Raw genomic sequence first — 20,811 nt, forward strand, 5'->3', positions numbered from 1 at the left:
AAGAAAAGGGAGCCCATGCACTACGAAAATCGATAAGCAATTTATGATATATGGCGTTTATCAGAAGTCACGCATGACAAAGCACCCTATTGTTGAGCCTTTAGTGTCTGCAACATCTGCATTATCTGCTCTGTCCCCACATTATCCCCCATCTGCGCTGAGGCATTTTGCTCTTCTTGAAAAGAGTTTTGCGCCTTTATCGCAATTTTATGAATAAGTGAAGCCGGTAAAGGCGAATAGCGTAAGAGATCGAGCATAATCTCAGGCGTTGTAAAATTTTGCATCAAAGGCAGCAATTGCATGATCAGTGCAAAAGTACGCTCTTTTTCATTAAGACTTGTTGGTGCATCATCCACGACAATATCATATTCCAAGCTTGTCACCATTTCGCGTGTCAGCGGCACATACTGGGCATTTTCATCACCAGCAATACGCACCAACCGCCCATCGGACAGATAATTTTGAATAAGATAGAGAATAATTTTTCCCTGTCGTTGCCGATATCGACGCAACCCATCAAAAAAGGAAGCCAAAAGATTAAGTGACGATTGTCGCCGTTGTTGCTCAAGAATGCCAGGCTGATTGACAGCTCGCGTCCCAATAAATTCAGAAGACAACCCCGTCACCTGTTCGAGAGCGCTCTTTGCTTCATTAAACAATTGGAAAAACCCTTGCGGAAATTGTGCCATGGGTTTAGGCTGGATTCTTCCCCCAGACACCGCCCCACTTTTCAACCAAGTAATACTATCGGCTCTAGCCCAACTCTCGAGGGCTTGTCGATCATCATCAAAAGCATCGCGCTCTGCCATAATTCCGCCTTTTGATTGGCTATTGAGCAAATGCATCACTTGACTAAAATATTTGTTTGCCCACCGTTGCGGATCTTTTGTAGGGCGCACAATTCCATAAAATTGCCGGCTTAACTTATCAAAAGTACCGGTAATACACTCCCATCCCAATTGATTGGGTGGAACCAAAGGCTTATCAGGCGCTTCAAGCAGCTTTCTACCTAAAAATGCCCGTTTGACAATTTTTCTGTTCAACCTTGTTGCTTGAACATGAGGAAAGGTTTTGCTTAAATTTTGGAAATCCTGCTCTGAATAATCGACAAACTTTCCACTTAGAGGCTCAAGAACTTTATAAACCACCTCGCGTTCAAACCAGCGACATTCTACCAATGTCACCATTTTAGGACGTTGATAACCACTCCCCTCTTCTCCTTGATACCCCCTCTCGGACTGATAACTTTGTGTCATCCCATCGCTGGTTGAATGTAAAAAACTCTGATGTTTAACCCAATCAGCATTAAGGTCACTCCAATGAACATGGGGAAACATTTCCTGCGCCACAGCAAGGGGTTTTTCATCAATATACCATAAGCGTTGTGCATCAATGAGATTAGACTTGACAGCACTTGCATCCCACACCATTTTCATCGGGTCTAAACGTGCAATGATTGGTTTTCCTTGCGGATCTTGTTCATAATCAAGGCGTGTATCTGTCCAGCCCATTCCGCAAATAATAGCATCTTGGAAGGCATCGGAATCTTCGTATTCCCCATCAGCTTCATCACGAAACCACTCAGCCGCCCCTGTCAAAATCTGGTTTGCAAAGGCAGCTCCTTCTTGTCGTGGAATAAATTGCACTTGCCTTTTATTATTGCGCTCAGCCCCAATCACGGCATTAATTAAAGGCGCAATACGGTTAAAAGTCATAACCGGTCTGTTTTGTTCGTGCAAGACAGCCAAGTCTTGCTCATTCCATTGCCGTCCATTATAAAAATCGTAATCTTCTTGGGCATTTTTTCGCCATTTTTCGACATGATCAATATCATCCTGATACCAACCCACGAGTTTTTTAAAGAGAGCTTGATTTTCAAGCGTTTCGATTTGATTAAAAGAAGAATCTGTAGAACTATTCATTAAAAAGCCATCCATGAAGTTTGAGAATGGTGAAACGAGCGATAAGGTTTTTTTCGCGCTCTAGCATTTGGCTGTTCATAAGCCACACACATCAGTCCAAAGGCATCGGCCCCATGGCTTGCCCAATCATGTTCAGCGCCTAGTCCGATATTGCGCTGTTCGTCGCGCTTTTCATGATACCAAGCAAGCGCTTTTCTGCCCGCACATGTCGTTTCACGATTAAACCATAGTGCAGGAAACAACCGCCTTACGGCTTCGATACGCATTTTCACAGCGCCTGTTCCTTGGTTAGGAATTATTTTGGTTTGAAAACCGGCTTGTTGAAGGGCACTTTCAAAACTCACATTATAGACACGATCTTTTGTTGCGCCATCATGAGGCAAAACCATAAGAGCCTTTTCATATCCCCTTTGAAAGACCCACCCCACATGTTCTGAGAGAGGTTGACCTTGGGCTTCATAATAATCGAGCACTCGGATTTCCCGTCCAACAAACTGCGCGACCCACAATGCGGTAGCATCAGCCTTTGCGCCTGTTCCCCCGATATCCCAAAAGATTCTCACCTGCATCAAAGGATCACGTGGAACAGTGGTAATCCGCCCTTCCATTTCGGCTTCGAGAAGACATTTCTGATAATAAGCCCCTTGGACAGCTTGGAGATATTCGCCTTCCCAAATATGGTTATACTGCTCTGGTCTTTGCTGCAAATCGTCCATTCGATCACGATTGAGTTTTTCAGGAAATTGCGGATTATCACGCCAATTGATTTCCACCCCTTTGATATGAGGATTATCGACATTTCGGAAACGTTTTTCCACGGCTGCATTTTCATGGCACGGGTTCCATGTGACCCATAATTCTGCATTCCAATCTTTTCCTTCTTCGCGCAAAGTTGGAATAAGTGTTTGCCAAGCAGTCTCAGTCACGGGCTCTGCTTCATCGACCCAACAAAGGAAAACGCGCCCCATTGATTTAATACTTGCGATATTGCGATCAAGCCCAGCAAACACATAGACAATCCGTCCATCTTTTGACTTAATATATTTATCACCGATTTCATAATAGTCTTGTAAAAAAGGATAAGCTTCGATAGCGCGTTTAATTTCTTCCAAAGAACTTTCATTAAGAGAATTTTGAAATTGCCGTGCACAAAGAATAATCCCGCGTTCTCCAGCCATTCCATGGCGATATCCCACAACAGCCGACATCAAAGCAAAAGAACGTGTTTTTCCAGAGCCCCGTCCTCCCCAAGCGGCTCGCACATCGGCATTTCCAGTAAAGACAGGAATAAGCTTTGGAATAAGAGCCACTTGAGCCGTATTCTGCTCAATTTTTTGAGAAATTTTCTGAACAGTTGTCATTATAAATTTTCATATTTTAGCAATAATTGCGCTTCACTCTTTTGCTTATCCCAAGTTTAATTATCCCAGAGCAATTGAAGGAAAAGAGTAATTGAGCGAAAAGAGCAATTGAACGAAAAACGCCCTTCTCAAAAGCAGCGCTTTACCTTCCTTCATCCTAATATTCAATAAATTTCACTTTTTTGCATGAGATCCCCTTGACCACACCTATGCGCCCCAAAGTCCCTATCCCCCCAAAGATCATTATCTCCAAGGGGTCCCTATTTTCCCCCATCACCGCCCCTCAAACACCGCGCCTGTCATCCCCCAACCACAAGCACGGTATCCCCCACCCAAATCATAGCCTCAGCACATAGCTCTCGGGCATATCCAAAGCCCAATATCCTCCAATATCATGCCCTCTCAAGCATCACCAATCCTCACACTTGTCTATCCCCCCAAGATACTCCCACCAAAACACATGTATCCCGCAAGCATAACACTTCTCTCAAGTTTCATGCCCTCACCTATCAAAACACTGTTCCATATCCACCACACAAATACCCTGCACCAAATCCCCTCCAGCACACGGGCCCTTACGGCATCATTCACCAAAGCCCCTTCCAGTATCACGAGCGCCCACAAGCACGATAGCCTCCACTTCAATTCCCTCAAGATAGGCAATCACCAAAGCAGCCCCCTTCCAAGACATCACCCACCTCAGCCTAACATTTTTCAATATCACAAGCCTCAGTTATCGAGGTATCACACTTCTCCGGTTCGCTATTTTTTGCATTCACTGGTACAATCTCAATACGCAAAACTGTTTTTGATATCTCCACACCTTCAATAACGAGAAAAGCCCAAATATCTCCCACCAAAATATTCTGCTCTCCAGTAAATGCCCAAACATCACAGCGCCTTCTTCAAGCCTCAGTTATCGAAGTATCACACTTCTCCGGTTCGCTATTTTTTGCATTCACTGGTACAATCTCAATACGCGAAACTGTTTTAACCTGCCCTTCTCCAGCCCCCTGAAGAGGCAACACTTTTGCCAGCAGCGAAAAAAACGGTACGGGATTATTGAGAGCATGATACTGAAGATAAGACACCAGCCCATCTTCACCATAGTGATATCCAGCCTGCTCCGCCGCTGTCAAAAGAGCTTCATTAAATCGCTTTGTTGTTTTATTTAAAGCCCCTTTTTTCCGCCCTCTTCGACGTAAGGGAAGACAATGTTCATCTACCATCATCATGTTCCTTCCAACTAAAGAGAAACCAAAACCTCAAACACAAAAAATGACATAAAAATCAGCAACAAAATTTGCCAAGCATTCAACAATTAAAAAATGGGACACACCCAAAAAGATAAGAGCCCACATAAAGCCCAAATCCTCCGCATAATTTTACAGATTCACATTTTTACGCTTTTACATCATTACAGAACGCAGCCAAATGAAACGCTCAAATCACTACCCCGCACCGTTCTGTAAACACGGGTGTGTCAACAAGCTGATTTCTCGTCTATCAGATTTCCCTGCTGATTATTTCATATGGCTATCCCACACTTCAAAGCATGGTGTTTCATCAAACACGCCAGATAAGCTCTGATCTACAATTCGGCTTCAAAAAGCAAATTTTCCTCTGCTGAATAAAGCTTCCACCCCGCACCGGTTTTAAACTATCATCCAACCTCTTACCCAATAAATTCCCCTACTAACATCAGATTACTTACCCTACTAACATCAGATTACCGCCCCCAAACATCCCTATTTTACAGTATAACAGACTAAAAAATATTTTAATTTTCTTGCCAATCTTCTGAAATTACTTTACTAATGAGGCAATTTTGGTCGTCTACGCAACAACCAAGAGGGGTTAAAAGCCCTAAGTTCAGTACATAAAAATCGATACCACTTTGTGGGTATCTCCCGGATTCCGGGAGCTTTTGCTATGTCCAGGTGCTTGTCAGCACTAAAAGCAAAAGGCTGACTGAACTCAGTACTTTTAACTCCCGGAATACTCATGCGAGGGCGCTCGCAACCGGAGGGGAGCTTGAAGTGCAAACTAAAAATTCACATTTTAATGACATTTCAATAGGTAAAAGAATCCGTTATAGACGTATTTCAATGGGACTTTCTCAAAAGGAGTTAGGAAGCTATTTAGGTGTCAGTTTTCAACAAATCCAGAAATATGAAAAAGGTTTAAATCGTGTAAGCGCGGGGTGTTTGCTCGAAATTGCTAAAAAACTAGAGGTTCCTATGAACTTTTTTTATGCGGACCTTTTAACAGCAGATATTCCCACAAAAGAACATGCCTTACACCACGATCAAGACACATACAGCGAAAAAGAATACGCACTTTTGAAAAACTTTAGAGAGCTCCAGCCGAAAAAACAAAAAGCAATCTTGTGGTTAATTTCTGATTAGACAAAAGCACACCCATCAACATCCCAATATATCCAACATCTTTAAAATATAAGCTTCAGATCACGACACTTCAAGGAAGGCAATTTTATCAGACAAGACAGATAAGCCCTGCCCTAAAATATTCCCTCACACACCTTTCTCCAGTCAACGCGATTTATACCCCTCTTCATCCCAGCTTTCCCCACTCCATTCACAAATGCGTCCCCTAGTTCTCCGACCACATTCCATGCCAAGACAAAAACATACAACGCATAAATCTTTCACTTCACTTTTACGGATTCACATTTTTACGCTTTTCCATCTTTACAAAAGGCAGCAAATGAAACTGTTCCCCCAGTGTCTTATACTGCTCTGTCAAGAATCCGACATCTTGTAGCAGTTTCCTTCTACCAACCACTCAGACAGATCAGCATACCATACCCCTCAAACAACGGATTCAACAAGCAAGGCTTTTCTGAATATTCTTACACCCGTCCCTCTCCAACACAAAGAGCGAAAGCTCCCACAAATACCGAACAATTCCGCTTCGAAGCAAATACCCCACCCAAAAGACAAAGCTTCACACACACACCAAAAAGCTTCTCCCACAGTGCCAATTTTCACATGCTTCATCCTAGCTTTCCACTTCATTTGCAGACTTGTTCCCCAGTCCTTTCCCACATTCCATGCCAAGACAAAAGCATACAACACATAAATTCTTCACTTCATTTTTACGGATTCACGTTTTTACGCTTTTCCATCTTTACAGAAAGCAGCCAAACGAAATTTCCAAACCAGCCCACCACTCAATAAACAAGAGTCTGTTAACAATCCCACTTTTTATCGAGCACATTGCATTTGGGCAACCACCTCTCACCACCCCTCAAAGAATGCTGTTTCACCAGACACGGACAGATAACCCCTACCCTCCAATATCCAGACACTCTCACAAAAAGCACCGTATAAATTGATGTACTTGAAGGTCTCTCAACGGCATATATTTGCCTCTAATGCCCCATCTCCCCCTACCTCAAATGACAATATTTTACAGCATAAGGCATAAGGCATAAGGCATAAGGCATAAGGCATAAGGCATAAGGCATAAGAATATAATGAGATAATTTTTAAGATACAAAAAAATGCTCTCATTTTCCAAATCTTTTAATTGTTCTTGCCAATCCCTTGAAATTACTTTATCACTCAAAAGGTGCCTTGATCGTCTACGCAGCGATCAATAGGGAGTTGAAGCCCGAAAACTCAAACGTTAATTTACCCCACGTTGTGGGTATCCCGGAGTTCCGGGAGTTTTTGCTATGTCCAAGTGCCATGAGCACTAAAAGCAAAAGGCTGGCTGAGCTCAGTGCTTTCAAACTCCCGGAATACTCATGCGAGGGCGCTCGCAACCGGAGGGGAGCTTGAAGTGCAAACTAAAAATTCACATTTTAATGACATTTCAATAGGTAAAAGAATCCGTCACAGACGCATTTCAATGGGACTTTCTCAAAAGGAATTAGGAATCCATTTAGGTGTCAGTTTTCAACAAATCCAAAAATACGAAAAAGGTTTAAATCGTGTAAGCGCGGGGTGTTTGCTCGAAATTGCTAAAAAACGAGAGGTTCCGATGAACTTTTTTTATGCGGATCTTTTAACAACAGATATTCCTGCAAAAGAACATGCCTTACACCACGATCAAGACACATACAGCGAAAAAGAACACGCCCTTTTGAAAAACTTTAGAGAGCTCCAGCCGAAAAAACAAAAAGCAATCTTGTGGTTGATTTCTGATTAGGCAAAAGCGCATCAATCGACATCCGTTGCCAATATTCCCCTCTGCCTAAAGCCTTGCCCGCCTGATATCACCACATCTCAAAAAACGGTTTACGGCACCGGTTTACGACATCATAGGATCAAACTTCAAAATAGGATAACAAACACCAAAATCTTGGAAAGACATCCCCACCCCTCTCACAGAATTTTATCAAGAGATCTCTTCTGATTTAAACGCACAATTCCGATTGTATCATTATGATACCTTTTTACATTTACCTTGTCAAGTTTTTATATTTTTCTTTTGATACTTTTGTGTTTTTCTTTAAGGGAGCCACATCCCTCAAAACACCTTTCCTGCAAAATGCCCCTCATACAAAACACAATGTCTAAAACAACAAGAGCTAAAATAGGATTTTTCCTAAATAGGTATCCCTCTAAATGGGCTTCCCTCTAAATAGAATTCCCCCTCTAAATAGGCTTCCCCTCTAAATAAGATTTCCCCTCTAAATAGGATTTCCCCTCTAAATAGGATTTCATTGTATTGCTCATTCACCCGCTTACTAAAAAACACCTCTCAATGCTTCTCACACCCATTTCACGGATATCCCCCATACAAATATAGATGCAACTATAATTGTTAAGTTCCGCATAGAATATAAACGCCCACCACGATTTTTCTCTCTTCACATCTCTTTACACATCAGCTCTGCAATCTGTTCACAGCCATTCCCCACACACTCTTCTCCAGAAAACGCACTTCAACACCCCTCTTCATCCCAACTTTCTCCTCCATTCACGAAGACACTTCCCCCAATTCTTCTCACCACTCCATACAATAACAATATATTGATTTATAAGGATAATTTAGCATTATTTATATTGATTGAGAGTTCCGAATATCGTAAGATTCTCTCATTTCAAATCCCTCCCATGTTGAATCAATCAAAATCATTCGCTTCCACGTTAAAAGCGAGGAGAGCCCGTGTAAAACTATTAAGAAAGGAGTAAAATGGCTCTTATGAACCGTTCCAAGAGCTGTCACAACATTAGGGGCTAGCAAATATAATGATAATACCCAGCTTGCTTCTTCATAAGTGTAAAGATAGGGGTGCTCAATGGATTTATCATTATACCATGACAAAAAAATGCACAATACACAAAGCACAAATCCTCCGCATCATTTTACAGATTCACATTTTTACGCTTTTACATCTTCACAGAACGCAGCCAAGGAAAGGTTCACCACCCCGCATCACTCTATAAACAATAGTCTGTAAACGAACCCAGCTTTTTGCCTAGTACCCCCCTTACAGTCTTCAGACGCCCTCCTCAAACGACAGCACTTCGTCAGGCTTGACAAATCAAGCCCTATCTCCTTAAAAACCGCCATCCTTCACGCATCTCTTTGCACCAACGCCTTACCCACACTCTCCCCCTATCCATGCGCACACTCTCTTCATCCTCCATTCCCCCTTTTTCTCTCCCATCACACACTCACAACTGAACACCCCTCTTCATCCCAGCTTTCCCCGCTCCATTCACAAACGCGTCCCCTAGTTCTCTGACCACATTCCATGCCATGATAAAAACCCACACAAAGCACAAATCCCTCACTTCACTCTTACAGATTCACATTTTTACGCTTTTACATCTTCACAGAACGCAGCCAAAGGCCCCCCCCCCAAACCACCACGCGACAATTTGATAAAAACAAAACACCTTTCCAACAATCTCAAACAACAGATTTCTGTAAAGAGTTCATATGAATTTGATTGTTTAGATCTGACTATTAGATTGGCATATAGAGCCGTAGAACAGAAAGTAATTTTCTATAAGACAGAAACGATAAAAGCGCTATATAACTGAGACAGAACATGAAAGATTGCAAACAGATAAAACGACATCTTTCTTCGTTACAACACTGAAATTGTAACCGAGACAACGAATAAGTATCATCTGAATATGCAATTTTCATATCTGCAAATTTTTATTGATTAATTCAATCCCAACACTTCCCCTGAAACACATTTCTTCATTATCTACTTCTTTGAGACAAACCGGCAAAGGGGTTTCATCTATTATAAGTGCGAATATAATAACGCGTTACTCCAACCTCATCATAAGAAACCATAGACAAGATACCTGTCTTTATTGGCGTTATTTGATAAGTCAAAATTACACCATTTTGCTGTTTGTTTGGTTGATCTGTATAGATCACGTTATATCCATTCCGTCGCAAGAGATTAATAAATACAGGAGTAAAGTTGTCTTCTGTTTTATTTTTTTTCACAATAAGTGTTGTTGTAGCGGGCGGTAAAGGTTTTTTAAGATTACGAACAAAATCGTTAGCAATTAATTTTATATCATCTTGCGTAATATTTGGACTAACATAACTTGATGAATAATTATTGATAGATGCACAACCAGCCACCAATACAAGCGGTAACGGAAATAAATATTTTGACATCTTAACTCCCCTATTAATTGTATTCTCTTCTGAGAAGCTCCTACACCAGAAATAAGAGCATCCTTTCAAAGAATAGCCTTAACAACATACTGCTTTACTATCAAGCATTAGTTAATCACTTTCTCGCTTGTTTAAAAAACGACCACCATCTCTCATAGTACTCAAAGCTTATGTTTAAGACACAAAATATATATGTTAAAAGTGCGAAAAAACACATGTAAAGCATATAGTATATGTATACTTACTTTCATGGTGTGTTGCATTACATAAACCAACGCACAGCACCCTTCATTTCCCCTCCATTCACGAAGACACTTCCCCCCAATCCTTCTCACCCCTCCATATCATGACAAAAAACACGCACAATATATGAACCCATAAATCCTCCACTTCACTTTTACAGATTCACATTTTTACGCTTCTCCACATTTACAGAACAAAGCCAAGGAAAGGTTCACCACCCCGCACCACTCTATAAACAACGGTCTGTAAAGAATTCAAATGCTTGCCTAGCAAGTTTCCACCACTGACCACTCATTCGTTTCAGATCACCCCCTTCAAAGAGCTGTGTTTTTACCTCATGAATAAGATAATGAGCAAAACCGTCTTTAAAAAAAAAGAAACGGCATGGAGATATCAAATATATCAATGGTCGTCATCGACTGTCGTGTTAAGAGGTGTTAACTCTTTATTTTTCTTAATTTTTACAACGCCAATAATTCCCGTGGAAATAATTAATGCGGACATCGCTAAAAAAGAGCTTAACAATCCCACGAGAGCCAAAAGTCCAGCAATAAAGCCAGACATTGCTTCCGCAGAGTTTGCTAAAGTTGAAAAGGTTCCAAAACTCTTACCAAAATCTTCACGACGAGAATATAATTGAATAGCTGAGACTAAACCAATATCCACAAAGGCACCAATAAATCCTAAAACAAATGCTAACACGAGAAGGAATTTTAAATAAATTTCTGCAGCTAAGGGCATAACAAACAGAATAACCCCATAAAGAAGCCAAAATATCATGAGCTTCAACGAAGTAATATTTAATATAATTTTACTATATAACAAACCACCAACAATAGTTCCAACAGCCATGAGAGAAAAAATATAACTCACAAAGCTTTCCTCTCCCCCCACAAAAAGAACAAAAGCTGGAATTAAAAATCTTAAAATTGCACCCGTAAAGAGAATAGCAAACGACGAGCTAACGAGCGTAATAAATAAATTATTATTTTCTGTAGAAATATATTTAAGATATGAAGCTGTTTCTCGATAAATTTTTATAAAATTGAATGATTTATTCTCGCTTGAATTTAAATTCATGAGATTAAATAACATGATAATAGATATAAAATAGGTAAAAAAATCAAAAATGAGTACTGCCGATTTATTTGCTAAAAAAAGCAGTATGGAACAAACCAAAGGGCCAATGACGGCTGCCGTTTCCATGATAATTTGAGCAATGCTATTGGCCTTTGTAAGATCTTTTATTGAAAACATTCTGGGAATAGCAGCTTGAAAACTTGGTTGGAAAATACTTCTTCCTATCGTTGTACATATTGCTGCAAAAATAAGAACAATGATATGTGCCGTACCTGTTATATAAGTTATAAAAACAAACAATGAAGCTAATAATCTAACAACTTCACTTAAGATCATATTTTTCTTCAAAGAAAAATTATCCGCTAACCAACCTCCTATAGGGCCAAAAAAGAGAAAAGGGATAAATCGAAAAAAATACACAAGACCTGTAAAAAAGGTGTTATCTGTTAATTCTAAGACCAGTAAAATAAAAACAACTTCATAAGCATAATCACCAACTTTGGAAATAAAGAGAGAGCAAAAAAGAGCTAATGGACTCTTTTTTAAAAACAAATTCATATCAACCATCCGATATTAAACTTTTCTACACTTAAAGTTACACTTCCTTCGATACAATTGGTGATATGAACTTCAGAAGAGTCTTTTATTCTAATAAATCGCTTAATAAGTTAAGTGAAAATTTTTAAAGAAATACTCCTCTTGATATAAGCATTTAGACCAATATCAAGTAATATATTAATTTTTCTTGCTTATTTGCTTTAAAAAAAGAAAGAATGTAAAAATTATGAGATCAAAATCTGCTATATTAGTACACTGACTTCCAGCCCACGTCTCAAAGAATGAAAATTCCCAACCAGCACTAATCTACAATCCCACGCCAAAAAGCAGCTTTCCCCACAAAATAAAGCTTACACCCACCCACTCCTCAAACGACAGCACTTCGTCAGGCTCGACAAATCAAACCCTATCTTCTTAAGCCGCCATCCATCACACATCTCTTTGCACCACCCGCCTTACCCACACTCTCCTCTTATCCATGCGCACTCTCTTCATCCTCCATTCCCCCTTTTTCTCTCCCATCACACACTTAACAACTGAACACCCCTCTTCCTCTAAACGTCCCCCTCCATTCACGAAGACACTTCCCCCCAATCCTCGCACCACATTCCACGCCCCCCAAAGCCCAAAGTGACCCAAAACACGCACAATATATAATCCACAAATCCCCCACTTCACTTTTACGGATATACGTTTTTACGTTTTTACATCTTTACAGAACGAAACCAACGAAAGGTTCACCACCCCACACCGCTCTATAAACAACAGTCTGTAAACGAACCCAGCTTTTTGCCTAGTACCCTTACAATCTTCAGACACCCCACCTCAAACGACAGCACTTCATCAGGCTCAACAAATCAAGCCCTATCTCCTCGCCATCCTTCACGCATCTCTTTGCAACACCCGCCTTACCCACACTCTCCTCTTATCCTTGCGCACTCTCTTCATCCTCCATCCCCCCTTTTCTCTCCCATCACACACTTAACAACTGAACACCCCTCTTCCTCCCAGCTTCCCCCTCCATTCTCGAAAACACTTCCCCCCAATCCTCGCACCACATTCCACGCCCCCAAAAGCCCAAAGTGACCAAAAACACGCACAATATATAAATCCACAAATCCCCCACTTCACTTTTACGGATATACATTTTTACGCTTTTACATCTTTAAAGAACAAAGCCAACGAAAGGTTCACCACCCCACACCGCTCTATAAACAATAGTCTATAAACGAACCCAGCTTTTTGCCTAGTACCCTTACAGTCTTCAGACACCCCCCCTCAAACGACAGCACTTCATCAGGCTCAACAAATCAAGCCCTATCTCCTCGCCATCCTTCACGCCTCTCTTTGCAACACCCGCCTTCCCCACACTCTCCTCTTATCCCTGCGCACTCTCTTCATCCTCCATTCCCCCTTTTTCTCTCCCATCACACACGTAACAACTGAACACCCCTCTTCCTCCCAGCTTCCCCCTCCATTCACGAAAACACTTCCCCCCAATCCTCGCACCACATTCCACGCCCCCAAAAGCCCAAAGTGACCAAAAACACGCACAATATATAATCCACAAATCCCCCACTTCACTCTTACAGATTCACATTTTTACGCTTTTACATCTTTAAAGAACAAAGCCAACGAAAGGTTCACCACCCCACACCGCTCTATAAACAACAGTCTGTAAACGAACCCAGCTTTTTGCCTAGTACCCCCCTTACAGTCTTCAGACGCCCTCCTCAAACGACAGCACTTCGTCAGGCTTGACAAATCAAGCCCTATCTCCTCGCCATCCTTCACGCATCTCTTTGCACCAACGCCTTACCCACACTCTCCCCCTATCCATGCGCACTCTCTTCATCCTCCATTCCCCCTTTTCTCTCCCATCACACACTTAACAACTGAACACCCCTCTTCCTCCCAGCTTCCCCCTCCATTCACGAAGACACTTCCCCCCAATCCTCGCACCACATTCCACGCCCCCCAAAGCCCAAAGTGACCCAAAACACGCACAATATATAATCCACAAATCCCCCACTTCACTTTTACGGATATACGTTTTTACGCTTTTACATCTTTACAGAACGAAACCAACGAAAGGTTCACCACCCCGCACCGCTCTATAAACAATAGTCTATAAACGAACCCAGCTTTTTGCCTAGTACCCTTACAGTCTTCAGACACGCCCCCTCAAACGACAACACTTCATCAGGCTCAACAAATCAAGCCCTGCCCTCAAATATTCTAGCTCTTCACTCCCCCTAAAAGAGCAGTGTTTTACAGCATAATAGAATAGAAAATTCTTGATTGTTCTTGCCAATCTTCTGAAATTACTTTATCACTTAAAGTGTAATTTTGGTCGTCTACGCAACGATCAATAGGGATTAAAAACCCGAAGACTTGACACATAAATTTATCCCGCTTTGCGGGTATCCCGGGATTCCGGGAGATTTTGCTATGTCCAGGTGCTTTGGCACTAAAAGCAAAAAGCTGAGTCAAGTCAGTGTTTTTAACTCCCGGAATACCAATGCGAGGGCGCTCGCCCCCAGCGGGGGCTTGAAGTGCCAACCAAAAATCCATATTTCGCACTTTTTTAAAAAGTACCCAATCTTATAGTCTTTGAGATTATTTTCATTTCTCTTGCCAATTTTCTGAAACTACTTTATTACTTAAAGGGTGAGTTTGGTCGTATACGCGACGATCAATAGGGAACTGAAAGCCCGAAACCTCGATACATAAGAATGAACCCACTTTTGTGGGTGTCCCGGGATTCCGGGAGATTTTGCTATGTCCAGGTGCGATGAGCACTAAAAGCAAAATGCTGATTCGAGGTCAGTGCTTTCAGGCTCCCGGAATACCAATGCGAGGGCGCTCGCAACCGGAGGGGGGGCTTGAAGTGCCAACTAAAAATCCACATTTTATCGACATTCTGATAGGCAAAAGAATCCATCACAGACGCATTGCAATGGGAGTTTCCCAAAAAGAATTAGGATGCCATTTAAGCGTCAGTTTCCAACAAATCCAAAAATACGAAAAAGGCTTAAACCGTGTAAGTGCCAAATGTTTACTGGAAATCGCCCAAAAACTAGAGGTTCCCGTAAACTTTTTTTATGCAGACATTGCCACAAAAGAAGATCTTTCAACAAAAGAAACTCTCTTACACCACAATCAAGAAACCTATAGCGAAAAAGAACAGGCACTTTTAAAAAACTTTAGAGAACTTCAGCCGAAAAAACAAAAAGCAATCTTGTGGTTGATTTCTGATTAAGCAAAAGCGCAACGATCAACATTATTCCATTCATATCCCCCTTAAGTCGAATTCAAACCAGCTCCCCACACCCCCTCAAAGAGCAATATTTTACGGCAGATAGAATAATCAGCTGCATTTTTGTTGTCACTTATAATTTTCCAATGACTTTTGAATGCCTCAATTAGTCTTTTTATAGCACTTTTACTCTTTTTAAAGCTTCTTTCTCTGCTTCTTCTTTTAACTTCATGTCATTGGCGACTTCGTACCTTTTTATTGTTTTTTCAATCTGATCATCAGTCCCTGCTTTAAAAACAATCATTGTTTTAAACGGACGAAATAATGACGATTGCGAAATATGAAACAAGATATTCGTGCGCAAATTGCTTGGATCACACTCGCTATACCCTTTTCTTTTTAAGTCATGGATAGATATCGTTTTTTTTGACATAGCAAGACCAATAACATCGCTATTTTTCTCACCAAAATCTTTCACTGTTAAAAGGTTATTTTCAGCGTCACAAACTGTCGATATATTCATGACTTCGTTAAGAACTTGATCATTTATGTCAAATTGAGCATTGCTGACAAAAATGAATACAAGATCACGCAAAGAACAAGCTTTTTGAAAATAACAAGCATTGTACAAACGTGAGCGAATCCCAAGACATCCGACTGCTTGTCGAATGATTTTTATAGCGAGCTCATATGATTTTTCATCTAAACGATGATCACGAATGTCTGGAATGTAGATTTCTTGTGTTTCTTGTAACGGTGCAACTTCACTGTTTAATGCACGATCAATAAGCTTTTCTAACCAATTGTAACTCTCACTATTATCCTGCTCTCGGACAAACGATCTGATCTCTTCTAAAAGATTGTACAGCCCACACTCGTCTCTAAAAGCACGCTCTCTTCGGTCACACGTCATCGTAAATGTATGGGTATTTTCTCGTTTGTCCGGTATAGATGATGCTTCAATTTCTGGATCATTCACTTTAAATGGATCAACGCTTTCTCCACTTTTAACAGATATCGAATGCTCACCTCTAATAGTATCAAAAACTCTCGCCCCTTGCTCCTTCCTAAAAGAAATGCCTTGTTCAAGAAACATCTTTAATGGATTGGAATCATCCGGTGTTAACGATATACGCTGTATTAAAGAGTCCAAAATTTCCTGTTGAAGCACAGCATCACTTATTAACGAATCTTTCTTATCCTCATAGAAATCCTTTAAGCTTTCTGGAGTATGCCGATTATAACTCTTCACGCCCTCTGCAAACCAGCTGTTAATTAATTCCTTGTTTGTGGCTAATTTCATGAGATTATACCCCCGCTTAAATTTCAAATGATCCTTTTTATCAATAAACTCCAATACAGTTCTTATTAAAGTTCTTGAAAAAAGTTCATTATCTGTTTATTTTACTTAATATTTACCATATTATAGTTTATTGGTAAATAAGTAAAGTAAAATAAAGTAAGATATAGATGATATTTTTAATATACACCTCCACTTAAACTTGTCTTTGTAATAGGAATAGCAAAAATTTTAACCAAAAACAGGTTAGGGAGCTTTTTTTAAGTCTTTATCTTGATTAAAAAACTGCAAAGGAGCAAACTTGATTGTGCAGATAATCATGCTCCCTCATCTACGAGCCACTAACAAGAGTGCAATCAATCAAACAGTTAAAAAAAACTTTTAGCAAAATTTTAAAGCAAAAAAACGCACATCACCGAAAAAATGAGAGAGCAGTGCATTTTACGCATCCTCCACCTTTTTCTTAAACAGCAAAACTCCAATCCATCATCAAAATATCTTCGTCTAAAATCCCCCACACCCCCTCAAAGAGCAATGTTTTACGGCGAATAAACGGCATTTGTCTTTAACGCTTTTACGCACAAAGCAATAAAGCAATCCCGCTTGTGACTTCACTTATAACATTGTAAGAAAATAGCTTTCACGACAAACAGAAGTAAAAGAATCCTACGATATTCGAGAACGCTCATTTAACATGCAAAAACACCGACCATTCCCTTTGCTTTGCGATAAAACACCGCTGTCTCATCGTGAATTTTCTAAATCAGCACACCTCAAAGAGCGGTATTATCGCATAATAGGATTATCACCGCCCTTTATAGCGTGAATTTTTCCACACCTAATCTTCAGGCAAAAATTCCAACCGATCTCCTTGTTTTGTAATTTTCACCGTCGTCTCATCGTGAATTTTCCCAAATAAGATATTTTCCGCCAGTGGATCTTGAATTTCTTTTTGGATAATCCGTTTAAGCGGACGCGCACCATAGAGCGGATCATAGCCCTTATCGGCAAGAAATTTTCTCACCTCTGGCTCGATTTGCAAAGTTATTTTGCGTTCATTGAGCAAATTTTGCAAATGTTCTATCTGAATATCGACGATCGCTTCCATATCGTGACGTTGCAGCCTTTGAAAGAGAATAATCTCATCAATACGGTTTAAAAACTCAGGACGGAAAGCCGCTTTAACGACATTCATGACATCATTTTTTGCCTGCTCAACGGTTTGCCCTTCAGGCAAAGCAGTTAAAAACTCAGCACCAAGATTAGAAGTCATAATCAGCAAGGTATTGCGAAAATCGACGGTACGTCCTTGACTATCGGTCAAACGTCCCTCATCCAACACTTGCAACAAGAGATTAAAAATATCAGGGTGTGCTTTTTCAATTTCGTCGAATAGAATGACCTGGTAAGGTCTTCTACGTACAGCTTCCGTCAGCACGCCTCCCTCTTCATATCCAACATATCCAGGTGGCGCCCCAATCAGCCGCGCCCCAGCATGCTTTTCCATATATTCCGACATATCGATGCGCAACATGGCATTGGAGTCTTGGAAAAGAAAAGCGGCAAGTGCTTTGGTTAATTCGGTTTTTCCCACACCGGTAGGACCCAAAAACATGAAAGAGCCAAGCGGGCGATTGGGATCTTGCAACCCTGCGCGCGCACGGCGTACAGCGCGAGAAACAGCTTGAACAGCCTCTCCCTGCCCAATCACACGTTTGCTAATTTCATCTTCCATACGCAACAGCGCCTCCCGTTCTGCCTCCAGCATTCGATCAACAGGAATACCGGTCCAGCGTGAAACAATCCGCGCCACATGTTCAGCAGTAACCGTCTCTTCAACGAGATGATTTTGTTGATCATCATTTTCCGCAATGCTCAATTGTTTTTCGAGTTCAGGGATAACGCTATAAGCGAGCTCTCCAGCGCGTTGGAATTGTCCATCACGTTGTGCAATAGCCAAAGCATTACGAGCTTCTTCGAGTTGTTTTTTCAAATCAGCAGCATGCCCTAATTTTTGTTTCTCAGCCTGCCAAGCACTTGTCATCTCAGCGGACTGTTGTTCCAATGTTTTGAGTTCCTCCTGCACATTTTCCAAACGTTCTTTTGCTGTTGGCTCGACATCTGTTTTCAAAGCTTCCCGTTCGATCTTCAACTGTAAAATACGCCGATCAACAGCATCGAGTTCTTCCGGCTTTGAATCGACCTGCATGCGCAACCGTGCCGCCGCTTCATCGATAAGGTCAATAGCTTTATCCGGCAAGAAGCGATCCGTAATATAGCGGTTAGACAAACGCGCCGCCGCAATCAAAGCACTATCAGCCAAGCGCACTTTGTGATGTTGTTCATATTTTTCCTTAATACCGCGCAAGATAGAAATAGTATCTTCTAAAGAGGGTTCCGGTACAAAGACAGGCTGAAAGCGTCGTGCAAGAGCAGCATCTTTTTCGACATATTTTCGATATTCATCGAGCGTAGTAGCCCCCACACAATGGAGTTCTCCGCGTGCAAGAGCAGGTTTTAACAAGTTAGAAGCATCCATAGGACCGTCAGATTTTCCAGCCCCAACGAGATTATGCAATTCATCGATAAACAAAATGATCTGCCCATTTTCAGCTTGCACCTCTGCCAACACCGCTTTGAGACGCTCTTCGAATTCCCCACGATATTTTGCACCAGCGATAAGCGCTCCCATATCCAACGCATGAAGCTGTTTATCCCGCAAAGTTTCAGGCACATCGCCATTAACAATGCGCAATGCCAACCCTTCCACGATAGCTGTTTTCCCCACCCCAGGCTCACCGATAAGCACAGGATTATTTTTGGTCCGCCGTGAAAGCACCTGAATAGTGCGGCGGATTTCCTCTTCCCGCCCAATCACAGGGTCGAGTTTTCCTTCACGGGCATCTTTTGTGAGATCACGGGCATATTTTTGCAAAGCATCATATTGGCTTTCGGCATGGGGGCTTGTTGCTGTTTTTCCTTTCCGCAAATCATTAATAGCCTCATTAAGCGCCTGCGCTGTCAACCCTCCGTTTGTAAGAATATCAGCAGTTTTTGCGGTCTTTTCCATGATCAGCGCTTGCAACACACGCTCAACGGTCACAAATTGATCACCGGCTTTTTTCGCCAAATCTTCCGCCATGTTAAAGACTTTTGCCAACGGCTGAGAGAGATAGAGCTGTCCATTCCCCCCTTGCACTTTAGGCAAAGCATCAAGTGCTTCATTAAGCGCCTTTCGAATAAGAGTAAGATCACCACCCGCTTTTTGGATCAGTGATGCTGCCAATCCTTGAGAATCGTCTAACAACACTTTCAACAGATGCTCCGGCAAAAACTGCTGATGATCAGAAGCAAGGGCACCACTTTGTGCTGATTGTAAAAAACCCTGCACGCGTTCGCTATATTTTTCCAAATTCATTTTTTTTCCTTAAATCTCAAGCCACCACCGCACTTTAAATTCCCCCAACATTCCACAAAAGAGACATCTTCAAAGGACAGCCCACCCCCCACAAAACACCGCAAATGATGCCGCATGAAGAAGAACCGTAGTGCTAAAAAGAATATGGGTTTTTACACACCTCATAGCAAGAGGGAGAAAAAAATACGCTATCAATTTAAACAAAAACCGCAACTCCCCTATACGCCCCACCATCACCAACCCCACCAGCCCAGCCTCCCCACCAGCCCAGCCTCCCCACCAGCCCAACCCCAACCGGCCTAGCCCCACTATTACAGTCTCTTCACCCCCAATGCTCCCATCGATGTCAGACAAAAGCCCACCATGACAAAAACACGCACAACACATAGCCCCCCCACCTTTCTCACAAACACATTTTTACGCTTTTACATCTTTACAGAACGAAGCCAACGAAAGGCTTACCACCCCACACCGCTTTGTAAACACTGTTCTGTAAAAGAACCCAGCTTTTTGCCTAGTACCCCCCTTACAGTCTTCAGACTCCCCTCCTCAAACGACAGCACTTCATCAGGCTCAACAAATCAAGCTCTATCTCCTTAAATCACCATTCCTTCACGCATCTCTTTGCACCACCGCCTTACCAACACTCTCCTCCTATCCATGCGCACTCTCTCCATTCTCCCTTCCCGTTTTGCTCTCCCGTCACACACTCACAACTTAACAGCACTCTTCCTCCCAACTTCCATTCACAGACTCTTTCCCTCATTTATCTCGCCACATTTCTCACCATGACAAAAACACACACAACACATAGCCCCCCACTCCTTTCTCACAAACACATTTTTACGCTTTTACATCTTTACAGAACGAAGCCAAGGAAAGGCTTACCACCCCACACCGCTTTGTAAACACTTTTCTGTAAATAATTCAAATACTTGTCTAGCAAGTTTTCACCACTGACCACTCATTCGTTTCAGATCACCTTCCATTCCTCCCACACTCTTCTCCAACCAACGCACTCAACAACACTCTCCATTTCTCTTCCA

At 41.7% G+C, this 20,811-nt stretch carries 19 protein-coding genes; 3 read left to right on the plus strand and 16 right to left on the minus strand.

What is annotated here, in order from left to right:
• Positions 1-86 precede the first annotated feature (86 nt).
• From ACFILH_RS03555 to ACFILH_RS03570, 4 genes are all read right to left on the minus strand, one after another.
• Entirely contained in the window at positions 87-1,937 is a 1,851-nt protein-coding gene (locus ACFILH_RS03555; protein WP_375659832.1) for a portal protein, read from the minus strand.
• The gene (locus ACFILH_RS03560) at positions 1,922-3,283 is read right to left on the minus strand and encodes a PBSX family phage terminase large subunit (RefSeq protein ID WP_273791300.1); all 1,362 of its coding nucleotides are present in this window, start codon (positions 3,281-3,283) and stop codon (positions 1,922-1,924) included. The genes ACFILH_RS03555 and ACFILH_RS03560 overlap by 16 nt, the downstream gene beginning before the upstream one ends.
• 704 nt (positions 3,284-3,987) lie before the next feature.
• A complete protein-coding gene (locus tag ACFILH_RS03565) occupies positions 3,988-4,143 on the minus strand; it encodes a hypothetical protein (protein ID WP_375667373.1) in 156 nt (51 codons plus the stop codon).
• Positions 4,144-4,188: 45 nt separating this feature from the next.
• The gene (locus ACFILH_RS03570; RefSeq protein ID WP_273791298.1) at positions 4,189-4,515 is read right to left on the minus strand and encodes a hypothetical protein; all 327 of its coding nucleotides are present in this window, start codon (positions 4,513-4,515) and stop codon (positions 4,189-4,191) included.
• Between the two features lie 807 nt (positions 4,516-5,322).
• Here ACFILH_RS03570 and ACFILH_RS03575 point away from each other — a divergent pair.
• On the plus strand, positions 5,323-5,691 hold the full coding sequence (locus ACFILH_RS03575) for a helix-turn-helix domain-containing protein (protein ID WP_375637705.1): 369 nt from the start codon (positions 5,323-5,325) through the stop codon (positions 5,689-5,691).
• Positions 5,692-6,114: 423 nt separating this feature from the next.
• Here ACFILH_RS03575 and ACFILH_RS03580 read toward each other — a convergent pair whose 3' ends face one another.
• Positions 6,115-6,381, minus strand: coding sequence for a hypothetical protein (locus ACFILH_RS03580; protein WP_273791296.1), 267 nt, complete (start codon positions 6,379-6,381; stop codon positions 6,115-6,117).
• Positions 6,382-7,090: 709 nt separating this feature from the next.
• On the opposite strand from ACFILH_RS03580, the gene ACFILH_RS03585 reads away from it, so the two are divergent.
• Positions 7,091-7,459 (plus strand): helix-turn-helix domain-containing protein, encoded by a 369-nt coding sequence (locus ACFILH_RS03585; protein ID WP_375667375.1) that lies wholly within the window; start codon positions 7,091-7,093, stop codon positions 7,457-7,459.
• Between the two features lie 2,052 nt (positions 7,460-9,511).
• Here ACFILH_RS03585 and ACFILH_RS03590 read toward each other — a convergent pair.
• The 7 genes from ACFILH_RS03590 to ACFILH_RS03620 form a co-directional block, all read right to left on the minus strand.
• Positions 9,512-9,907 carry a hypothetical protein gene (locus ACFILH_RS03590; protein WP_375637704.1) on the minus strand — a complete coding sequence of 132 codons (396 nt, stop codon included), beginning with the start codon at positions 9,905-9,907 and terminating at the stop codon, positions 9,512-9,514.
• Positions 9,908-10,552: 645 nt separating this feature from the next.
• On the minus strand, positions 10,553-11,788 hold the full coding sequence (locus tag ACFILH_RS03595) for an MFS transporter (RefSeq protein ID WP_375664658.1): 1,236 nt from the start codon (positions 11,786-11,788) through the stop codon (positions 10,553-10,555).
• A gap of 429 nt (positions 11,789-12,217) precedes the next feature.
• Positions 12,218-12,436: a hypothetical protein gene (locus tag ACFILH_RS03600; protein ID WP_375667376.1), complete on the minus strand. Its 219-nt coding sequence runs from the start codon at positions 12,434-12,436 to the stop codon at positions 12,218-12,220.
• 296 nt (positions 12,437-12,732) lie between these two features.
• The gene (locus tag ACFILH_RS03605) at positions 12,733-12,903 is read right to left on the minus strand and encodes a hypothetical protein (protein ID WP_375667377.1); all 171 of its coding nucleotides are present in this window, start codon (positions 12,901-12,903) and stop codon (positions 12,733-12,735) included.
• Positions 12,904-13,123: 220 nt separating this feature from the next.
• The gene (locus ACFILH_RS03610) at positions 13,124-13,342 is read right to left on the minus strand and encodes a hypothetical protein (RefSeq protein ID WP_375667378.1); all 219 of its coding nucleotides are present in this window, start codon (positions 13,340-13,342) and stop codon (positions 13,124-13,126) included.
• A 297-nt stretch (positions 13,343-13,639) separates the two neighbouring features.
• The gene (locus tag ACFILH_RS03615) at positions 13,640-13,795 is read right to left on the minus strand and encodes a hypothetical protein (RefSeq protein WP_375667379.1); all 156 of its coding nucleotides are present in this window, start codon (positions 13,793-13,795) and stop codon (positions 13,640-13,642) included.
• Between the two features lie 264 nt (positions 13,796-14,059).
• A complete protein-coding gene (locus ACFILH_RS03620) occupies positions 14,060-14,362 on the minus strand; it encodes a hypothetical protein (protein WP_375654320.1) in 303 nt (100 codons plus the stop codon).
• 316 nt (positions 14,363-14,678) lie between these two features.
• Here ACFILH_RS03620 and ACFILH_RS03625 point away from each other — a divergent pair, with 316 nt between their 5' ends.
• Positions 14,679-15,050, plus strand: a complete 372-nt coding sequence (locus ACFILH_RS03625; RefSeq protein WP_375667384.1) for a helix-turn-helix domain-containing protein — start codon at positions 14,679-14,681, stop codon at positions 15,048-15,050.
• A gap of 172 nt (positions 15,051-15,222) precedes the next feature.
• Here the strand turns inward: ACFILH_RS03625 and ACFILH_RS03630 are convergent, their stop codons facing one another.
• The 4 genes from ACFILH_RS03630 to ACFILH_RS03645 form a co-directional block, all read right to left on the minus strand.
• The gene (locus ACFILH_RS03630) at positions 15,223-16,350 is read right to left on the minus strand and encodes a hypothetical protein (protein ID WP_375667380.1); all 1,128 of its coding nucleotides are present in this window, start codon (positions 16,348-16,350) and stop codon (positions 15,223-15,225) included.
• A gap of 835 nt (positions 16,351-17,185) precedes the next feature.
• The gene (gene clpB / locus ACFILH_RS03635) at positions 17,186-19,765 is read right to left on the minus strand and encodes an ATP-dependent chaperone ClpB (protein WP_375631423.1); all 2,580 of its coding nucleotides are present in this window, start codon (positions 19,763-19,765) and stop codon (positions 17,186-17,188) included.
• Positions 19,766-19,834: 69 nt separating this feature from the next.
• Positions 19,835-20,152 (minus strand): hypothetical protein, encoded by a 318-nt coding sequence (locus ACFILH_RS03640; RefSeq protein WP_375667381.1) that lies wholly within the window; start codon positions 20,150-20,152, stop codon positions 19,835-19,837.
• A gap of 250 nt (positions 20,153-20,402) precedes the next feature.
• On the minus strand, positions 20,403-20,531 hold the full coding sequence (locus ACFILH_RS03645) for a hypothetical protein (RefSeq protein ID WP_273790827.1): 129 nt from the start codon (positions 20,529-20,531) through the stop codon (positions 20,403-20,405).
• Positions 20,532-20,811 lie beyond the last annotated feature (280 nt).

Source organism: Bartonella sp. CL435QHHD (assembly GCF_042195095.1).
Classification (GTDB): domain Bacteria; phylum Pseudomonadota; class Alphaproteobacteria; order Rhizobiales; family Rhizobiaceae; genus Bartonella.